Annotated in this window: 14 protein-coding genes; 7 read left to right on the plus strand and 7 right to left on the minus strand. The window is 61.9% G+C overall.

Annotated elements, in window-relative coordinates; genetic code table 11:
- The first annotated feature begins 9 nt into the window (after window positions 1-9).
- The 3 genes from J7E36_RS04670 to J7E36_RS04680 all read left to right on the plus strand — a co-directional run bounded on the left by J7E36_RS04670 (window position 10) and on the right by J7E36_RS04680 (window position 4741).
- Window positions 10-3441, plus strand: a complete 3432-nt coding sequence (locus tag J7E36_RS04670; protein ID WP_215000355.1) for a beta-ketoacyl synthase N-terminal-like domain-containing protein — start codon at window positions 10-12, stop codon at window positions 3439-3441.
- 46 nt (window positions 3442-3487) lie between these two features.
- The gene (locus tag J7E36_RS04675; RefSeq protein ID WP_215000357.1) at window positions 3488-3964 is read left to right on the plus strand and encodes an SRPBCC family protein; all 477 of its coding nucleotides are present in this window, start codon (window positions 3488-3490) and stop codon (window positions 3962-3964) included.
- A 78-nt stretch (window positions 3965-4042) separates the two neighbouring features.
- Window positions 4043-4741, plus strand: coding sequence for an outer membrane protein (locus J7E36_RS04680; protein WP_215000359.1), 699 nt, complete (start codon window positions 4043-4045; stop codon window positions 4739-4741).
- Between the two features lie 282 nt (window positions 4742-5023).
- On the opposite strand, the gene ydiJ is transcribed toward J7E36_RS04680, so the two are convergent.
- The gene (gene ydiJ / locus J7E36_RS04685; protein WP_215000361.1) at window positions 5024-8047 is read right to left on the minus strand and encodes a D-2-hydroxyglutarate dehydrogenase YdiJ; all 3024 of its coding nucleotides are present in this window, start codon (window positions 8045-8047) and stop codon (window positions 5024-5026) included.
- A gap of 145 nt (window positions 8048-8192) precedes the next feature.
- Here ydiJ and J7E36_RS04690 point away from each other — a divergent pair, with 145 nt between their 5' ends.
- A complete protein-coding gene (locus J7E36_RS04690; protein WP_215000363.1) occupies window positions 8193-9077 on the plus strand; it encodes a LysR substrate-binding domain-containing protein in 885 nt (294 codons plus the stop codon).
- 18 nt (window positions 9078-9095) lie between these two features.
- On the opposite strand, the gene J7E36_RS04695 is transcribed toward J7E36_RS04690, so the two are convergent.
- From J7E36_RS04695 to J7E36_RS04720, 6 genes are read right to left on the minus strand one after another with little or no spacing between them, the layout of a single operon-like run.
- Window positions 9096-9986: an alpha/beta fold hydrolase gene (locus tag J7E36_RS04695; protein ID WP_215000365.1), complete on the minus strand. Its 891-nt coding sequence runs from the start codon at window positions 9984-9986 to the stop codon at window positions 9096-9098.
- Window positions 9973-10881 (minus strand): DMT family transporter, encoded by a 909-nt coding sequence (locus J7E36_RS04700; protein ID WP_215000367.1) that lies wholly within the window; start codon window positions 10879-10881, stop codon window positions 9973-9975. Before J7E36_RS04700 ends, J7E36_RS04695 begins: the two co-directional genes overlap by 14 nt.
- A gap of 5 nt (window positions 10882-10886) precedes the next feature.
- Window positions 10887-11498 (minus strand): flavodoxin family protein, encoded by a 612-nt coding sequence (locus J7E36_RS04705; protein ID WP_215000369.1) that lies wholly within the window; start codon window positions 11496-11498, stop codon window positions 10887-10889.
- Window positions 11499-11501: 3 nt separating this feature from the next.
- Window positions 11502-12185 carry an iron-containing redox enzyme family protein gene (locus tag J7E36_RS04710; protein ID WP_215000371.1) on the minus strand — a complete coding sequence of 228 codons (684 nt, stop codon included), beginning with the start codon at window positions 12183-12185 and terminating at the stop codon, window positions 11502-11504.
- A 1-nt stretch (window position 12186) separates the two neighbouring features.
- The gene (locus J7E36_RS04715; RefSeq protein WP_215000373.1) at window positions 12187-12732 is read right to left on the minus strand and encodes an acetyltransferase; all 546 of its coding nucleotides are present in this window, start codon (window positions 12730-12732) and stop codon (window positions 12187-12189) included.
- An 8-nt stretch (window positions 12733-12740) separates the two neighbouring features.
- Window positions 12741-14093, minus strand: a complete 1353-nt coding sequence (locus J7E36_RS04720; RefSeq protein WP_215000375.1) for a phenylacetate--CoA ligase family protein — start codon at window positions 14091-14093, stop codon at window positions 12741-12743.
- 653 nt (window positions 14094-14746) lie between these two features.
- Here J7E36_RS04720 and J7E36_RS04725 point away from each other — a divergent pair.
- The 3 genes from J7E36_RS04725 to J7E36_RS04735 all read left to right on the plus strand — a co-directional run bounded on the left by J7E36_RS04725 (window position 14747) and on the right by J7E36_RS04735 (window position 17682).
- Complete coding sequence (locus J7E36_RS04725; protein WP_215000377.1) at window positions 14747-16228, plus strand: anthranilate synthase component I family protein; 1482 nt, start codon at window positions 14747-14749, stop codon at window positions 16226-16228.
- The gene (locus tag J7E36_RS04730) at window positions 16225-16809 is read left to right on the plus strand and encodes an anthranilate synthase component II (RefSeq protein ID WP_215000379.1); all 585 of its coding nucleotides are present in this window, start codon (window positions 16225-16227) and stop codon (window positions 16807-16809) included. Before J7E36_RS04725 ends, J7E36_RS04730 begins: the two co-directional genes overlap by 4 nt.
- Window positions 16810-16887: 78 nt before the next feature.
- Window positions 16888-17682, plus strand: a complete 795-nt coding sequence (locus tag J7E36_RS04735) for a helix-turn-helix transcriptional regulator (RefSeq protein WP_215000381.1) — start codon at window positions 16888-16890, stop codon at window positions 17680-17682.
- Window positions 17683-17687 lie beyond the last annotated feature (5 nt).

Consider the following 17687-nt stretch of genomic DNA (forward strand, 5'->3'; position numbering starts at 1 on the left):
GAGACAGGTATGAGTAGCGCAGTAACAGCAGCAGGTGAGTTCTGCTTCAGCGCAATGGCGGGCGAGTTTCCAGGGGCGTCCTCAATCGATGCACTCTGGGACCTGCTGTCGCACGGGCAGATAGCGCCTATCGAATCGATGCCGGCACGCTGGGCGCTGGACAAGGCTGCCATTTATTCCACCAAGCCGGGGGAAAAGAATCGCACGTATCTGGACAGCGCTTTTTGCCTGACCGATGCCCCGTCCACCCCTTCCCGTCACGAAGGACGACAGGTCGCCATCGGCAAGAAAGTGCTGCAAACCCTGTTCGGCCAGCTCGCCGCGCAAGGCTCGGCACTTGCTTGGGAACGCACGGCACTGGTGGTCGCGACGTCCTGGAGTGATGAGAGTTTCTTCGTCACCGGCATGGCCGCGAAAACCGATGCAACCCAGGGCTATACACCGGGCGAACAGGTAACGGAACTGGCCGCGGCCTTCGGCCTGGGTGGCCCGGCCCTGTCGGTCGACACGGCCTGCAGTTCGTTTCCCTATGCGATCGACATGGCCCAGGCCCTGGTCAACAGCGGGCAGGCCGATAACGCCATCGTCATGGCCCTCAACACGGTATTACCGCCGGCATTGTTCCTGGGGTTCTCCCAACTGACCGCGTTCTCGGCCCGAGCGCAGATGGAGGCGTTCGGCCAGGACGCCGACGGCATTGTGCCGGGCGAATGCGCCGTGGCCTTCCTGGTCGAGCCCGTTTCCCGGGCGTTGGTCGCGCAGCGCAAGCCCCTGGGGGTTCTGCGGGCATTGGGAATGTCCGCCGATGGCGCCGAAGGCTCGGTGTTCGCGCCCGGCAAGCAGGCTCAATATGCCGCTTACCAGCGTGCTTACGCCGGTCTTGATCCGAGCGACGTGGCCTATATCGAGACCCATGGCACCGGCACGCCGCTGGGTGATGCAACCGAGCTGGCCTCACTGGACAGCTTCTTCGCCGACCATCGGCCAGCCGGCCGCAAGATCACCATTGGCTCGATCAAGTCGGTCATCGGCCATCCCCTCGCTGCAGCCGGCGGTGCGTCGTTGGCCAAGGCGTTGATGATATTGCGTCACAAGGCTATCCCACCCCAGCCCGGCTACCGCCCCAGCCCGAAAGTCGACGAGACCTGCCTGCGACTCGCCACCGGGCAGGTGCAGCCCCTGGTGGAGCGTGCGTCGCCGATTCGCATCGGCATCTCCAGCTTCGGTTTTGGGGGCGCCAACGCGCATCTGGTGGTGGATGAGTACCTTCCCGACCACCGCCCCGTCGTGCCCCAGGCCACCCCCGGCGTGCTGATGCTGGACCTGGCGATTGTCGAAGCCGAAGCCGCGCTGGGCAGCCACGCTTCATTGCAATCCTTCCAACACCAGCTCAACCAGGCGTCCACCCCCTCGGTCACGTTCCCTTATGGGCGTTTCGTGGATTACACAGTGACGCCAGACCAGGTGTTGTTGCAGGGGAAATTCCTCGCCCAGGATCGGCTTATCGACATCGCCGGTTTCGGCATGGGCCCCAAGCCATTGGCCCATGTCGATCCGTTCAAGCTGTTGGTCACCGATCGGGTCAATCATTTGCTGCGACGCCTGCCGGGTGTGGCCGGCTCGTCCGATACGGCGATGGTCATGTGTTGCAACATGGGCGGTGAACGGTTCAGCAATGCCTACAGCAGCGCGCATCACTTTTACTCCCGGGGCGAAGGGACGCCACCGGGTGTCGAGGTGACGGACGTGGCAACCATGTTGCCGAACATGCTGTCCGGCTACCCGGCGCAGATCTTTGACTTCAAGGGTTTCCATCAAACTCTGGCCGGCACCGCGGGCCTGTTCTGGCAAACCCTGCTGGCATCGCCGCAATGGTTCGACAGCGGCATTACCACGCTGCTGCTGGGTGCAGGTCGTTTTATCAGCGGTGAAATCGAGATCGAACGCGCCCAGCGCTCCCCCGCCGTGCAGGGTGAAGGGCTGGGCGTGCTCGCCGTACGCCGCTATCAACCAGAGGCCCATGAGCAAGCGTTGCTGGTGATCCGTGCAGCGGTCCTCGCCCACGCCGCGCACTCCCTGGACGAAGCGTGTCGGCTGGTGGGCAAGGCGCGCAGTCAGTACGCAGACATCGAGGTCTGCGAAATGCTGCCTGAACCGACACCTGCGAGCGGGTCATTGCGGGAAATGACCGGCTTCCTGGCGGAAGCCACGGGCATCGAAACCCTGCTGGCGGTGATGCTGCGCAAGACGTCCCACAGCGTGATCGAGGTACGCGACGCCGGCAAGACGGTGATGTGGCTATTCACCGAAAAGCTTCGCGAATGGCGCCCGGCGGCGGACGCAACCACCTCGCCCATCAAGCTGCCGTTCATGTTGCGTTTTGCTCATTCGGCGTCCCACGAACTGCAGCACCTTCCCCCGCCCGTACGACCGGTCAACCGGGTTCACGAGCCACAGCACGACGGCGTCGATGTGCTGCAGCTCAGTGACCTGCTCACCAGCACCCTGCTGACCGGGCTTCGGGTCAGGGTTCGCGCGATGGAAGGCCTGTTCGCCCTGCACCGGGGTGCTGACACCCAGCGTCCGGCGCATTGGCAGCGTCGGCAAGAAAACAGCGTGATCACCCACGTCCAGCGGGGTCCGAAGTCCCTGCAAGCGCAGCTGGTGGTCAATGAGGCTCACCCCTACTTCTTCGATCACCCGCTGGACCACATCCCGGGCATCCTGCTGATCGAAGGCGTGCTACAGCTGCTTGAACTCGCCATGCCGCCCGTGGGTGGACGCGCTGCCTACGTCAAAAGCCTGAACATCAAGTTCCAGCAATACGTGCAGAAGCACGCGGTGATTGACCTGCACCTGGAACAGGGGCAGGACCCTCAGGTATTCACGGCCAACGTCATGCAAGGCGCGAAGCTGATGTGCACTTGCGTACTCGAAATGGCCTACAGCTCGGCGTTCGAGACATCGCCGCCCCGCGCGTTCACGGCCATGCCCTGCCGCGACAAGGCGCTGCTGCACAAAGTGCGGGAAGAAAACGTCATCGTCAGTGACATGAGCAGCGTTGCCCAGGGCTTGAGCGTGGACACGGTGAAGTTGCCGGACCAACACTTCTTCCACGACGGCGATCCCGCGCATCATTCGATGGTGTATTTCCTCGAAGTGGCGCGCCAATGCTACATGCAGATCGCCCATAGCCATCTGCGCATTCCGCTCAAGACCCCGATGAACCTACTGGCCCTGAACTTCAGCCTGGACCGGCCCATCCCTCGGAACAGCCCGCTCTCACTGGCGCCCCAAGCCGGTTTCGATGCGCAGTTGCAGTCATTCAAGACCAACCGCATCTATATCGACCTGTTCAACCAGGGCGAAAAAATCGGCCAGGCCAGCATCACCGCCCAGGTACTGAGCCAATCCGCGCCCGTTGCCTGTGACGTTGAATGAACGATCCTCTTCAGCCTCATCGAGCCCCAACCACCAAGGTGTTCCCGTGAACGATGTAAAGGTGCAAATCGTAGTCAAATCGCCGCCTTCAGAGATATGGAAGATCTGGAGCCAGTTTTCAGAAGCGCCGCTGTGGGATACCGACGTCCGCCATTGCGAACTCAATGGCCCTTTTCAAGCTGGGACGCGAGGCAACTGCGTGCTCAAGAATGGCTTGAACATGCCCCTGAAACTGGAAGCCGTGAGCGAGCACGAGAGCTACCGGAACACGGCCAGGCTGCTGTGGATCGACCTCGAATTCGATCATCGGATGCGCAGGCTTTCCAATGAGGAAACCCATGTCGTCCATCGCGCAAAAATTTCCGGCCCGTTGAGTTTTCTCTACCGTGGGCTGCTGCGCAAAGCGCTGACTGCGGCGATGACCACCGCCCTGGACAACCTCGGCGCCCTGGCTGAAGAAAGGGCGAATGCCACACGAACGCCGGAGGCAGAAAAAGCCGCAGCGCATCCGCACCTTGTTTGAATACCCCGGGAGCCGCCAGTGGAACGCCCCCGGACACGCTTCGCTTATTTGTCGATAACAGAACACTTCGGATCGAGCATGAACCTACAGAAAAACACCCAGTCTCTCGTCATGACCCTCATTGGTTTGGGCGCCATTGCTCCTGCGACGGGTTTCGCCGACACACTCGGCCCCTACGTCAGCGCCATGGGTGGCCTGAACTGGGTCGCGGACCAGGACCTCAACCAGAACAACCTCGATTTTGTCGAGATGGAGTACAACCAGCCGATGCACTCCGGCTACGCCACCGGGCTGGCAGTGGGCTGGGGATTCCCGTCCGGGCTGAGGCCTGAACTGGAACTGAGCTACCGCAAGAACACCCTGACCCAATTCAATCACCGGGTCTACGAAGGCGGTGGCAGTATTGATGGCGAAGGCAAAGAGGAAGCGACCAGCCTGATGGCCAACCTCTGGTACGACGTTTCGAACCTGCCAGCGCCGTTGAGCCGGTTCACGCCCTACCTGGGTGGCGGCCTGGGTTATGCGGTGTTGACCATCAGCGGCCTGGAAGCCGGCGGCGTCCAGTTCGGCGACACCCATCGCGACACGGTTCCCGCGTACCAACTCGGCGCCGGCGTCGGCTTCGAACTCGCCGAACACTGGTCCATGTCACTGGACTATCGGTACTTCAAGACGCGCGAAGCGCACTTCGGCGACATCCAGAACCTGCCACAGGGTGATGTGCAAACCGAGTACAACGCCCAGTCATTGATGCTTGGCCTGCGTTATTGGTTGTAACCCGGCGCCTGCCACGCGGGCACCTCAGCCCTTCTGTGGGAATGAGCCTGCGCGCGGTGGCGGTGGGTCAGCTTGTCTGCGGGTTGAATGGCCATCGCCTTCGCGAGCAAGCCCGCTCCCACAGGGGGTTACGGGTGTACTTGATATTCATGTACGCCGCGATATGTGTGAGAGCGAGCTTGCTCGCGATGGCGGTGGCTCAGGCAGAGAAAATGTCACCCAGGTGCCTGGACCTGGGTGACAGCGATACTTGAGGGGGCGGCACTGGCCAGCCCTCTCCTTTTACTTGACCAACACCTGCTCCAGCACCACTTCCAGCGGATGGCGCAGTTGCTTGTCCGCCAGGCGTTTGACCTGGCTACGGCAGGAATACCCTGTCGCCAGTGCTTCGCCGGCCTTGTCCAGCTTACCCGCCCAGGACTGCTCGAAAATGGTCCGCGAGGTCTCCTGGTTACGCACCTCATGCCCATAGGTGCCGGACATGCCGCAGCAGCCCGTCGCCTCGGTCACCAGCTTGAGCCCCAGCTTGGCGAACACGCTTTGCCACTGGGAGGTGCTGGCCGGCACGTTGGTTTTTTCGGTGCAGTGCGCCAGCAAACGGAATGTCTGTGGCGCGGTGTTGGTCTTTTGCGGCACCGCGTCGACGAGCCACTCCTGAGGCAGCAGGACCTTCGGACAGTCGTTGAGCCCCGGCACCTTTTGGTATTCCTGGCGATACACCAGGGTCATGGCCGGGTCGAGGCCAACCAGCGGCACCGAACAGTCGGCGAGCGCCTTGAGCTGAGTGGCGTTGCGGATCGCCGCCTTGTTGAAGGCACCGAGGAAACCCTGCACGTGCAGTGGCTTGCCATTGGCGCTGTATGGCGCCAGGAACACTCGATAACCCAACCGATGAGCCAACTCGATGAAGGACGCGAGCAGCGGTGTCTCGAAGTAACGGGTGAAAGCGTCCTGCACCAACACCACGCTGCGCTCACGTTGCGCGGGAGTCAGCTCACGCAGGGCGGGCACGCTGGCGACGGCGACCTTGCAGCGGGTCAAGGTGGCCTGAAAGTTGTAGCGGCTGATCAGCGGGCTGTCGACCATGCCCACCTGGCGGGCGAGCAGCCGGCTCAGCCATTTCGAACCCATCACCGCGTTATAGAGCCCCGGTGCGTAGGCCATGTAGGGCATGGTGAATTCCAGCGAACCGATCAGGTAGTCACGCAGCGGCCGTTGATAGCGGCCATGGTAGAGCTGCAGGAACCGCGAGCGGAACTCAGGCACGTTGACCTTGATCGGGCACTGTCCCGCGCAGGATTTGCAGGCCAGGCAGCCGGCCATGGCGTCGTAGACTTCATGGGAGAAATCCGCCTCGCCCCGGGACCGCGCACGACTGTTGCGCAGCCGCGCCGGCAAGCCTTTCAACCAGGACGCACCGCCTCGCGCCGCCTCCAGCACATCGACGTTGGCCGCGCCTTGCAGGCGCAGCCATTCGCGCATCAGCGAGGCCCGGCCCTTGGGCGAATGCTGGCGTTCGCGGGTGGCTTTCCATGACGGGCACATCGCATCGTCAGGGTCGAAGTTGTAGCAGGCGCCGTTGCCGTTGCAATGCACGGCGGTGCCGTAGCTTTGCCAGACGCGCTCGTCTATCTGCCGATCGAGGTCACCGCGCAGGGTCACCTCGTTGACCTTGAGCAGGCCTTCGGCGGCGTCCGGCGGTGTGCAGATCTTGCCGGGGTTGAGCTGGTTGTAGGGGTCGAACGCGCCCTTGAGCGTTTGCAGCGCCGGGTACAGTTCGCCAAAAAAAGCCGGCACGTACTCCGAGCGCAAACCCTTGCCATGCTCGCCCCACAACAAGCCGCCATAGCGCAGGGTGAGTTCGGCCACGGCATCGGAAATCGGCTTGACCAGTGCGGCCTGGGCCGGGTCTTTCATGTCGAGTGCCGGACGCACGTGCAACACGCCGGCATCGACGTGACCGAACATCCCATAGCTCAAGCCATGACCGTCCAGCAACGCACGAAACTCGGCGATGTAGTCGGCCAGTCGCTCCGGCGGTACGGCGGTGTCTTCCACGAACGGCTGCGGACGGACCTCGCCCTCGACGTTGCCAAGCAGCCCCACCGAGCGCTTGCGCATGGCGTAGACGCGATTCACCGCTTCGGCGCCTTCGGCCAGCGTGTGGCCCAGGCGCTCGATGGTCGTATCGTTTTGCAGATGTTCGACAAAGGCCGCCACCCGGGCGTTCACCTGCGCGACGTCGTTGCCGCTGAACTCCACCAGATTGATGCCCAGGGTCGGGCGCTCGGCGTCCGCCGGGAAGTATTCGGCGACGCTGTGCCAGACGATGTCTTTCATCGCCAGCAGCAACACCTTGGAATCCACCGTTTCGATCGACAGGGGCTCATGGGCCAACAATGCATTAGCGTCACGCAGGGCATCCATGAAGCTGGCGTAGCGCACGTTCACCAGTACCGAGTACTTGGGGATCGGCAGCACGTTGAGCTTGGCCTCGACCACGAAGCCCAACGAGCCTTCGGCGCCACAGAGCACGCTGTTCAGGTTGAAACGACCGTGCTCGTCACGCAGGTGGGCCAGGTCGTAACCGGTCAGGCAGCGGTTGAGCTTGGGAAAGACCGACTCGATCAAGTCAGCCTGGGTTTCCTGGATCTGCCGTGCGGTGCGGTACACCTCGCCGATGCGCCCGGGCTCGGCACAAACCGTTTCCAGGTCGGCGTCGGACAGCGGCTGGCTGTGCAGGCGCTCACCGCCGAGCAGCACGCTGTGCAGCTCCAGCACATGATCACGGGTCTTGCCGTAGGTGCAACTGCCCTGGCCACTGGCATCGGTGTTGATCATGCCGCCGACGGTGGCGCGGTTGGAAGTGGACAGCTCGGGGGCGAAGAACAACCCGTGGGGCTTGAGCGCGGCATTGAGCTGGTCCTTGACCACGCCCGCTTGCACCCGCACCCAACGCTCGGCCACGTTGATTTCGAGGATGGTATTCATGTGCCGCGACAGATCGACCACGATGCCGTCGGTGAGCGACTGCCCGTTGGTCCCGGTACCGCCGCCCCGTGGCGTCAGCTTGATCTGGCGAAAACGCGGTTCGGCCATCAGGCTGGCGATGCGTGCAACGTCGTCGGCGTCCAGGGGAAACACCGCAGCTTGCGGCAGGCGCTGGTAGATCGAGTTGTCGGTCGCCAGCACGGTACGGGTCGCGTAGTCGGCACTCAGGTGGCCGCGGAAACCACTGGCGCGCAGGGCTTCGAGAAAGTCCGGGTAATGGGCCGCAGGGGCAATGGCCGGCAGTTGGGCAATCATTCAATGGCCTCTTATGGGCTAATCACGTAATACTTGTCGCCCGCGCATGAATAGGTCAGGCTCAGGCCAGCATTTTCGTCAATGTTCCCTCAGGTTCCGCTGTCATACAAACGGATAATCCTGCCGCTATCGATGACTTTTCCGAATGAATTACCGTCACCTCACCCCATCCATGTCGCTGCTGCTGGCATTTGAAGCCGCCGCCCGCCATGAAAGCTATACCCGCGCCGCGGTTGAATTGTCGCTGACCCAAAGCGCCGTCAGCCGCCAGGTCCAGGCCTTGGAAGAGCAATTGGGGCTGACCCTGTTTCGCCGTGAAGGCCGGCAGGTGCGGCTGACCGATGTCGGTCGCCTCTACCAGCGGGAAATGAGCGAAGCACTCGGGCGCATTCGCAGCGCAACGCTACAGGCGATGGCGTATCAATCCGGCAGCGGCACCTTGCGCCTGGCGACGTTGCCGACCTTCGGTTCGAAGTGGCTGCTGCCGCGCCTGCATGCGTTCTACAAAACCCATCCAGGCATCCTCGTGCACATCAATTCGCGGATCGACGCCATCGATTTCGACACCAGCGACATCGACGCCGCCATCGTCGTTGGCGTTGCCGACCTGCCAGGCCTGATCAGCCATCGCCTGCACGCCGAAGAGCTGACCGTGGTTATTTCAGCGCAGGCGGCCAAGGCCCATGAAACCTGGACACCCCAGCGGATCAGCGAACAAACGCTGCTCAACGTGGCGAACAACCCCACCGTCTGGGGTGACTGGTTCAGTCATTACAACCTGCCCCATCGCATGATGCGCCTGGGCCCCAGTTTCGAACTCACCTCACACCTGCTCCAGGCCGTGAAAGCGGACATCGGCATCGGCCTGGTGCCCCGCATCCTGGTGGCCGAGGAGTTGGCCAACGGCGAATTGATCAGCCTTGACCTGCCGGTCGCCAGCCGCCGCAGTTATTACCTGACCTACCCGCCCCGCAATGAGATGCTGCCATCGCTGCGGGCGTTTCGGAGTTGGTTGTTGGAGCAGATCTGACGCGCAGGCAAGCCGGGCTCAGCGCCCCAGCCCGGGGGGTGAGATGAACCCAGTAATGGCCGCGACGACCTCGTTGCCCCGCTCAAGATAAGGCACATGCCCTGAATCCTCGATCACCTGGCCACGGGCATCGGGCAGTTGCTGGAGCAGTTGATCCAGGGTCGCGGGAAGGAACACCTGGTCATGTCGTCCCCAGATCACCAACGTCCTCGAGGCGATCTGAGGAAGCCGCTCCAGCAGCACATCCAGACCTTCGCGGCGAAAGTCCTTGATCACCCGCTGCACCGCCGCGAACTTCGCCTTGCCACTGGCAGCCATGGCCCGCGCCAGACGCCCACCCACCTGGGGCGGCTGCTGGAACAGCAGGCTCCAGAACTGCCTCATCTCCTCCACCGTACGATAGCCGAAAACGCTGCCCTGCCCTTGCAGGCCAGTCTGCAGCATCGGGCCAAGCGCGTTCGAGCCGAGCCCAGCCGGCGCCAGCAGGACCAAGTGACTGACCCGCTGGGGATACTTCGCGGCGTACAAACCGGCTACGCAGCCGCCCAAGGAGCTGCCGACCAGCACGAAGGGGCCCTCGACCACTTTCTCCAGCAGGCCCTCAAGCGCGGCCAGCAAGGCCTGCGGCCCGTAACCCGCAGCCGACTCATACAAGGACTGGCCATGGCCCGGCAGATCGACGAAGACGCAAGGGTAATGACGCGCCATGCCCAGGATTGCCGGCCCCCATTGATCCTTGCTGGCGCCCAGGCCGTGCAGGATGACCAGGGTTGGCCCTGCCCGGCCTGAAGTATTTTGCAGGTAAGCCAACCGTCCCTGCTCACTTGTGTGCCAGCGCAGCTTCAAGCCGAACTGCCTGCGGTGGATCAAGCGCAAAGTGCCGAGCAACAGGTGATCAACGGCGTTCATCCGCCACCCCTTGCCGTTTACGGCCAGCCAATCTGTCCAAGAGCTTTTCCGGCAGGCGCAGTTGGCACAGCGCCACGCCTGATAGCGTCAGTCCGGCGCCGATCACCAGTCGCTGGCTGACGCCTTCAGCGAGCAGAATCTGGCTGACGGCGATTGCGAACAGCGGCACCAGGAGCAAGTACGGACTCAGTTGCTGCATCGAATTGCGCCCGAGCAACCAGAACCACAGGCCGAACCCCAGCAGGCCACCACTGAGCGCCGTATACACGACCGCCCACCAGGCCTGGGCGCTGGCCGCCTGGACGCTTGCCCATTGCCCGCCTTCCTGGATGAACGACCACAGCAGCAATTGCGGCGCGGCAATGGCAGCGGTCCAGGCACTTAATGCCAGCGGGTCCAACGGCCCGAGACGCTTGGTCAACACCGACCCGAGCGCGAACGCAAGGGCCGCCAGCGCCACCAGCAGCATGCCGACCAACGTTCCGCTGGCCGACGGCTTGGCCAACAACACCAGGACCCCGGCGAACGCCAGCAGGATGCCTACCAGCACGCGCACCTTGAGCACTTCGCCCAACAACGCACACGCCAGGATCAGGGTGAAGGGCGCCGCCACCTGATAGATGATCGCCGAGGTCGAGGCATCCACCCGGGCGATGCCGCAATACAACAAGCCAAAGTGCAAGGTGCCGGTGATCGTCGCGACCAGCGCCACGGTCCCGAACTGCTCGCGCTTGATACGCTTGAGCAACGGCAGGAGAAACAGCGCCATGATCGCGTAGCGCATGGCAACCATGAGGATCGGCGGCAATTCGGCGCCGCCGATCTTCACAGCGGTGACTTGGGCGCCCCAGAGCAACGCGACCAGCAGCGCCAGCAGTGAATCTTTCAATGGCATGACAGTTATCCCTTCTGTAACTGGATGGGGCGCAGGATCCGCTCCGGCTTGGCCGGCACGAGCCCCGTAGGGTGGAGTCGACGGTGGTGTTCACAAAGCCGATCCAGCGTCTCGCACAAGGCCTGCTCCGCTTCCGGGTCGTGGGCCAGTTGCGTCTGGAAGCATGGCGGAAAGCCCGAGCCCACCAGAATCATCTTGTTGAGCAGCACGTTCAGCGCTACCTGGGAGAAAACGGCCGTGTGCCCATAGCGCCGGCCGACGACCGCAATCGCCGCGAGCTTGTCGCGCAACGGCCGCTGACGTGGCCGTAGGAAGCCGTATCCGACTCTCTCCAGGAACGCCTGGAAGCGACTGTTGGTGCCGTAGGCGTGCATGACGGGGAGGTAGAGCACCGCATCGGCGCGGTCCAGCCGCGTCACCAACTGCCCGACGTCGTCCTGCAATGCGCAGTCCCGCTCCGAACAGGCGTTGTCGGCGTCGCAGTAGTCGATCCGGTAGTCCTTGAGCCAGATGTCATCGACCTCGACCTCCTCGCCCAAGTGGCGGCGCACCAGCGCCACCACCCGTGCACTGACCCCACAAGGTCGACTGGAACCGACAATGATGGTCAGGTTCATGATTCAGGATGCCTCCCGCAACCCTTCTTCACTCACCAGGTAGGCCCGCAGCGCCTCCTCCATCAACTGCCCGGTGAGCCACAACGTGACACGCGCCACTTCCTTGATCTGGCGACGATGCTCCTCGGTCTTCACTGCACGTTGCATGGCCGTGCGCACTTCCTTGGCATGCTTCTCATCAATGGTCGAGTGGGCGACGAAAAACGTCATCTGCTCGTCCTTCAGGCCTAAGTCGGCGCGGAACCTTTCCAGGATCGGCTGGATGTGCTCATAAACATCCTCGGCCCAATAGCTGTAGCCCAGCCGTGCGACCGGCCCCTTGCGGATTGCCACGTCGTTGAGAAAAGCGATCAGCGCCTGGGTCGGTGCCAGGGGCGCCGGCATTTCCTGCGGCAGCAGCCCGACCGATTCGAGATCGCGCAGCACCATGCGTTCATGGCCCAATTCCTCCAGGGCGTGCTTGTAGACGAAACGCAGCAGCGTCGTTTCTTCCGGATCGGCGCTGAAGGCGCACGCGGCCTGGTTGACCGAGTTGTAGCGGGTGTAGTGGTACACCTGCAGCATCAACTGCTGATAGAGCGCGGGCGAAGTGGGGTTTTCTTGGCTGAACTTCCAGTAGGCGCCCTGCTTGATCTGGGCCCAACCCGCTTCGACGACGGCGTCGAGTTCCTTGAAGAATGCTTGCATTTCAAATGGCTCCTTTTACGTTGTGGTAAACATTTTCGAGTTCCAGGTACACCAGGCTGTAGCGCCGCTCGACCTGCTCCCCGGTCCAGGTCACGTCATCCACCAGCACGCGCCCACCCAGGCCGACATACAGCGCGGCCAACTGGCCGCGGCACAGTGCCGAGATGAACCGCAGGTGGGTGTTGGCCTTCAGCCAGATGGCCGCTTGCAGGAGAAACAGGCGCAGATGCCGTCCTCCGCGGTAGCGCTCGTCCAGCACCAAGCGATTGGCATCGAAGGCATCGGTCGACTGCTGGAAATAGGCGTGCACATTGACGGCGCGCTCAACGAAACTCAGGCCATGGCCCAGGGGCGTGACGCGCAAGGTCCCGACCACTTCGTCGTTGTCCAGGTAGATCAGATGATAGGACAGCGCGTCGCGCACCTGCTCCCTTCGCTCGAAGTCATCCTCCCTGGCCGGATTGGTACCCAGGTAACGGCTGCGTAGTTGCCGGACGGCATCGAACAGCTCATTGGCGTGGTCGATCACGTGAACAGACAGGCTCATCGCTGACCTCACTGGCCTTGACGCTGATCGATGATGCGCGCTTCTTTCCAGCTGAACCAACTGCCGAGGTTCACGTGGTCGGCCAGGTCGCCCACCACCATGACCGTGGCTTCGACCCCCAGCCGTTCGCGCAGCCGCTCCTTGATCAGCAGCACCAGGCGCCCGCGATCGCCCTCGAAGAAGCGCGACATTTCCAGCTTGGCGATAACGGTGTCACGCTCATTGGCGCGACTGAGGACGATCTGATAGCCAAGGCACTGCTCGACGCCTTCAAGCAGCGCCTGCTCGATCTGCGCGGCCGAGAAGGCGCGATTGTTCAACTGCACGGCGTCCTTCACCCGGCCGACCACCTTGACGGTCTGGCACATCGATTGCGGGTAGCCGGGCCGCGACTGGATCGAGACCAAGTCGCCAGTGCGGTAGCGAACCAGAGGCTTGCTGCCGGGAATCAACATGGTCACGCATAGCTCACCGTCGCCGGTGCTGCCCAGACTTTCCCCTGACTTGGGATCGAGCACTTCGATGATGTAATTGAGGCGATGGGGGACCAGTTGGTCGTTGGCGTTGCAGGCCGCGATGATCATGGCTTCCTGGGAGCCATACAGGCTGTTGTAGGCCTGCGCACCCCACAGGCTGTAGAGGTTGTTCTTCAACGCGGGCGTGCACAACTCGCCGCTCATCATGAAAACGCGCAAGGCGAAATCCTCGCGCGGGTTGAAACCCTGGCGCTCGGCCTCCTTCGCCATGGCCAGCAACAGCCCCGGGGCAGACGCGAGGACGCCGATGCGCAGGTCCTTGAGCAGTTGCAGGGACTTGGCCCAACCGATCACCGGCGAGTGCGGCCAGATCTTGGCATTGCACAGGTCGAGCTGGGTGCAGACGTCGCCCAGGGTGTCGCCGAAAGAATGGACCTCGGTCGGACCCATGATGCCGACCACCGTCTTCTCCCCTGGAAAATGCTTTTCGATCACGGCCTGGTAGGCCATGGCCAGCTGGCGATTGCTGGCGTAGCTTTCCTTGCGGTCCCGCGGGCATGGCGTCGCGGGCCCGGTGGTACCCGTGGTCTCATAATAGAAGATGCCGTCTTCAAGCGGTCCGGACAAGATATCGAAGCCGGCCTCGCGCAAGTCATCCTTGGTCGTGAAGGGCACGCTGACGAGGTCATCCAGAGTCAGTGAACGCTCGTCGACCTGGGCAAGGTGTTCGGCATAGAACGGCGAGAACCTTTTCACGTGACCGATCACTTCCCGCAACTGCTCCTGGTGCCATGCCGCCAGCGCGGCGTCGCTGAGGACGTCGGTCCAGTAGGCATGATGGATCGGATCGTACCGTTTCTTGAATGTCTCTAAATGCTCTTTCATGTCAGCTGCTCAGGGTTGATGGGTTACTGAAACTCGTCGGCCGCTACGTTAGTGACAGAACTTACAAAGACCCAGCTGAGCTATTACACAGTTGTGCGCGCACGCGTTTCTTGTTATGAGCACGCGCTTACAGAATGAATGCCCAGGGACAGCATTCCCACTGACCAACATTAAGCAATGAATGAAAGGTCAATCTCCGTCCCGGTTTACGGTTGACAGCCTCGGGGGGCACTGGTAATTTCGCCGCACTGCCATCTATTTCCCGCAGTGCCTAGCCAAGACTGGGATGTCTAAAATGTACTATCACCTTTCTGCTATCAGTTCCTCCCACAGCTGCCCCGACAGTTGTTCCCGGGCCATTCTGGCCATCTTTAAAAGCAATATCTGGCGTCGCTAATCCAGCGAAGACGAGCGTCTGTCTGCTGCCTGCCAGCAACATCCCGATTCTTCATCCATGAACTCGAAGTCGTTCGCGCCTTGTGCCCTGTACGTCACTTGGCCGCACTCCGTTGCTGGCCTCGTATTGCGTGCAGCATAAACAGCGTTCGCCCCGAACACTCAGGATATTCGTCAATTCCCATTTAAAGTGTTTGTACACTTTATATTTCCGTGGCGCTCTTTTATTGGAGCGTCTGAATCGCCGCATCTCGAAAATGGTATTAACCGTGAAAAAAATATTAATTGAAGTCAATGTTCTTCGCCGTGAAGAACGTCGATCCATGGACGCACTGGGTATATATGCAAGTGCCGCGACCCAACTAGGTCGTGAGTCGGTCTTCATTCTTGAATCGCTCTCCGGCCCGAGCCGCGACCGCCGAGCGACGATCATCGGGCTCGACCCGCTTTTCGAGGTATGTATCGATGAGGGCCAGGCTCAACTGCTCGGCTGCGCTGCGCTTTGCGAACACCTGTGCGCCCACCTGCAACAAGACGATGTGCAGGTCGATCGCGACCACAAGATCCAACTGCCGGACAGCCAGGCCGCGTGGAATCTGCTCCGGGCCATTCAGGCGGCCTTCCAGCCGGCGGCCAACGCCCCTTCCAGCCTGGCGTTCTTCGGCTACTTTTCCTACGACTGCGTTCGCTTGATTGAGCGGCTTCCCAACCTGGCCGAACAGTCCTACGGCTACCCGCTCATCGCCCTGTCGGTCTATCAGACGCTGGTGTACTTGCACAGCAACGGCATCGTCGAAACCCTGATCAACAACCATCCGCTGTGGGCGACCCGCACCGTGGAAGACTATCCCTTCCTGAACGCGACCGAGTCGGCTGAAACGCCGGACCTACCAGCGTACCCAGAGACCTTCGAGGAGACCCGTACGGTGTCCCCGGAGCAATTTCGTGAACGGGTCGAAGTGGCGATGGAGCACATCCGCGCCGGGGACGTCTACCAGATCCAGCTCGGCCATGAGATCCGGATTCGCTCGCAGGTTTCGCCGCTCGATGTGTACCAGAACCTGAGACTTCGCAATCCGTCGCCCTACATGTACCTGGCCCACGTGGGCGGTATCGATCTGATCGGCGCCAGCCCCGAGCTGTTCGTCCGAATCAAGGACGACCTGATCGAGATGCGTCCGATCGCCGGCACCGTCGGCAAGAAGCCTGGCGTCGACCCTACCGAACTGGTCCTGGAGTTGACGCGCTCGGAGAAAGAGCGCGCCGAGCACCTGATGCTCATCGACCTGTGCCGCAACGACATCGGCCGCGTCTGCCAGGCCGGCTCGCTGGAGGTCGATGAGTTCATGCTGGTGGAAGAGTATTCGCACCTCTATCACATGGTCTCGAACGTCCGCGGCCTGCTGCGCCCAGGGCTCGATGCCTATGACGTGATCAAGGCCTCGTTCCCCGCCGGCACCATGTCTGGCGCGCCCAAGGTCAGGGCGATGGAGCTGATCGAAGGCATGGAAAGCAACCGCCGGGGCATCTACGCCGGAGCCTTGGGCCTGGTCGGTTTCGATGGCAGCGTCAACACTGCCTTGTGCATCCGCTCGACGGTCCTCGACGAGGGCACCTACCACCTGCGGGCATCCGCCGGGGTGGTCGCCGACTCGGTCCCTGAGATGGAGTGGAAGGAAACGCTGTACAAAATGGGTTCTGTGTACCGGGCAGTGACCGGCAAGGAGATCGGACTGTGAAAGTATTCCTCATCGACGCCTACGACAGCTTCGTCTTCATCATCAGCCAATACTTGGAACAACTGGGGCTAGAAACCTGCGTCGAGCGTCACGACGTACCGGACCTGCTCCAGCGCATCGAGGCGTTCTCCCCGGACTTCTGCGTGCTGGGCCCCGGCCCCGGTCATCCGACTGATGTCGGCTACATCGAGGTGATCAATCACTTCCAGGGACGCCTGCCGCTGCTGGGCGTCTGCCTGGGCCACCAAGCCATCGGCCTGGCCTTTGGCGCCAAAGTGTGCAGGGCCCCTCACGTTATGCATGGCAAGGTGAGCAAGATCGAGAACGACGGCAAGGGCCTCTATGACCACACCGAGGCACGTGCGATACAAGCCACTCGTTACCATTCGTTGATGATCAGCGATCAGCAGTTGCCCGACTGCCTGGAAGTTACCTCCCGGTCTACGGACGATGGCTATGTCATGGGCGTGCGTCATCGTCACCTGCCGGTAGAAGGAGTGCAGTTTCACCCTGAGAGCATACTGACCGAGAACGGCCTGGACCTGTTCCGCAGCTTCATCAAGTGTTACGTGCGCCAGTGATCCGCGAGAAGGGGAACACGCCCCTTCCTTCTCGTGCTGCAGCTGTTTCATTCCCGCTATCACAAGAGCGACTTATGTATGAACAAACACAACGCCCTCCGGCCGCCGGCCGGGCGTACCGCACCGCTAGCCGCCTTCATGAGTCTCGCAAAGGATGCCAATCGTTGCGATTGGGAGCGTCAGTTGAACAAAGTGTTGCGCCAACTCGGCTTCGGCAACTACCTCATCAGCCTTGGCCCAGCCACCCCGAGGGAGACCGATCCGCTCGCCGGCCTCATCACCACGTTTCCCAAACGCTGGCTGGACCATTATCGCGGTGATGGACTGATCGACATCGACCCGATACTCAGACATTGCCGGCGGGAGCTGGTGCCCTTTTTCTGGGACAGCGAGCGACGGCGCGCCCGTGGACGTTCCCGGCACTTCTGGCAGCAACGCGAGCAGTACGGCCTACGAAGCGGCCTGAGCATACCGCTGCGCTATGAGTTACTCAGGGGAACCTTGAGCGTGGCCCTTGATGACACCGAAATGACCGAGAAAGACGCATTCTCCAATCCTGGCGTCTATCAACTGTTCATGCTCGTCCCCTACCTGCTCGCTGGGATGAGCCATCAGTTGCGTGGGCCAGCCCCTCCCCGCCAGGACCTGACACCCAAGGAACTGGACTGCCTGTATTGGGCCAGCATCGGCAAGACCACCTGGGAAATCAGCCATATCCTGACGTGTTCCGAACGGACCATCGACTTTCATCTGCTTAACGCCCGACGCAAACTGGGTTCGGTAAATCGCCAACAGGCTGTTGCCGCTGCAGCGGCCTTCGGGCTGGTACTGCCAACGGTCGCTCCTGCGACACTGAAGAAAGCCGCTCATTGATTGGT

The organism is Pseudomonas fluorescens (assembly GCF_018614775.1).
Lineage (GTDB): Bacteria > Pseudomonadota > Gammaproteobacteria > Pseudomonadales > Pseudomonadaceae > Aquipseudomonas > Aquipseudomonas fluorescens_BY.

Coding starts and splice junctions, on each gene's coding strand:
- J7E36_RS04670 (WP_215000355.1), top strand. CDS start 10: ATGAGTAGCGCAGTAACAGCAGCAGGTGAGTTCTGCTTCAGCGCAATG.
- J7E36_RS04680 (WP_215000359.1), top strand. CDS start 4,043: ATGAACCTACAGAAAAACACCCAGTCTCTCGTCATGACCCTCATTGGT.
- ydiJ (WP_215000361.1), bottom strand. CDS start 8,047: ATGATTGCCCAACTGCCGGCCATTGCCCCTGCGGCCCATTACCCGGAC.
- J7E36_RS04690 (WP_215000363.1), top strand. CDS start 8,193: ATGAATTACCGTCACCTCACCCCATCCATGTCGCTGCTGCTGGCATTT.
- J7E36_RS04695 (WP_215000365.1), bottom strand. CDS start 9,986: ATGAACGCCGTTGATCACCTGTTGCTCGGCACTTTGCGCTTGATCCAC.
- J7E36_RS04700 (WP_215000367.1), bottom strand. CDS start 10,881: ATGCCATTGAAAGATTCACTGCTGGCGCTGCTGGTCGCGTTGCTCTGG.
- J7E36_RS04705 (WP_215000369.1), bottom strand. CDS start 11,498: ATGAACCTGACCATCATTGTCGGTTCCAGTCGACCTTGTGGGGTCAGT.
- J7E36_RS04710 (WP_215000371.1), bottom strand. CDS start 12,185: ATGCAAGCATTCTTCAAGGAACTCGACGCCGTCGTCGAAGCGGGTTGG.
- J7E36_RS04715 (WP_215000373.1), bottom strand. CDS start 12,732: ATGAGCCTGTCTGTTCACGTGATCGACCACGCCAATGAGCTGTTCGAT.
- J7E36_RS04720 (WP_215000375.1), bottom strand. CDS start 14,093: ATGAAAGAGCATTTAGAGACATTCAAGAAACGGTACGATCCGATCCAT.
- J7E36_RS04725 (WP_215000377.1), top strand. CDS start 14,747: ATGGTATTAACCGTGAAAAAAATATTAATTGAAGTCAATGTTCTTCGC.
- J7E36_RS04735 (WP_215000381.1), top strand. CDS start 16,888: ATGAACAAACACAACGCCCTCCGGCCGCCGGCCGGGCGTACCGCACCG.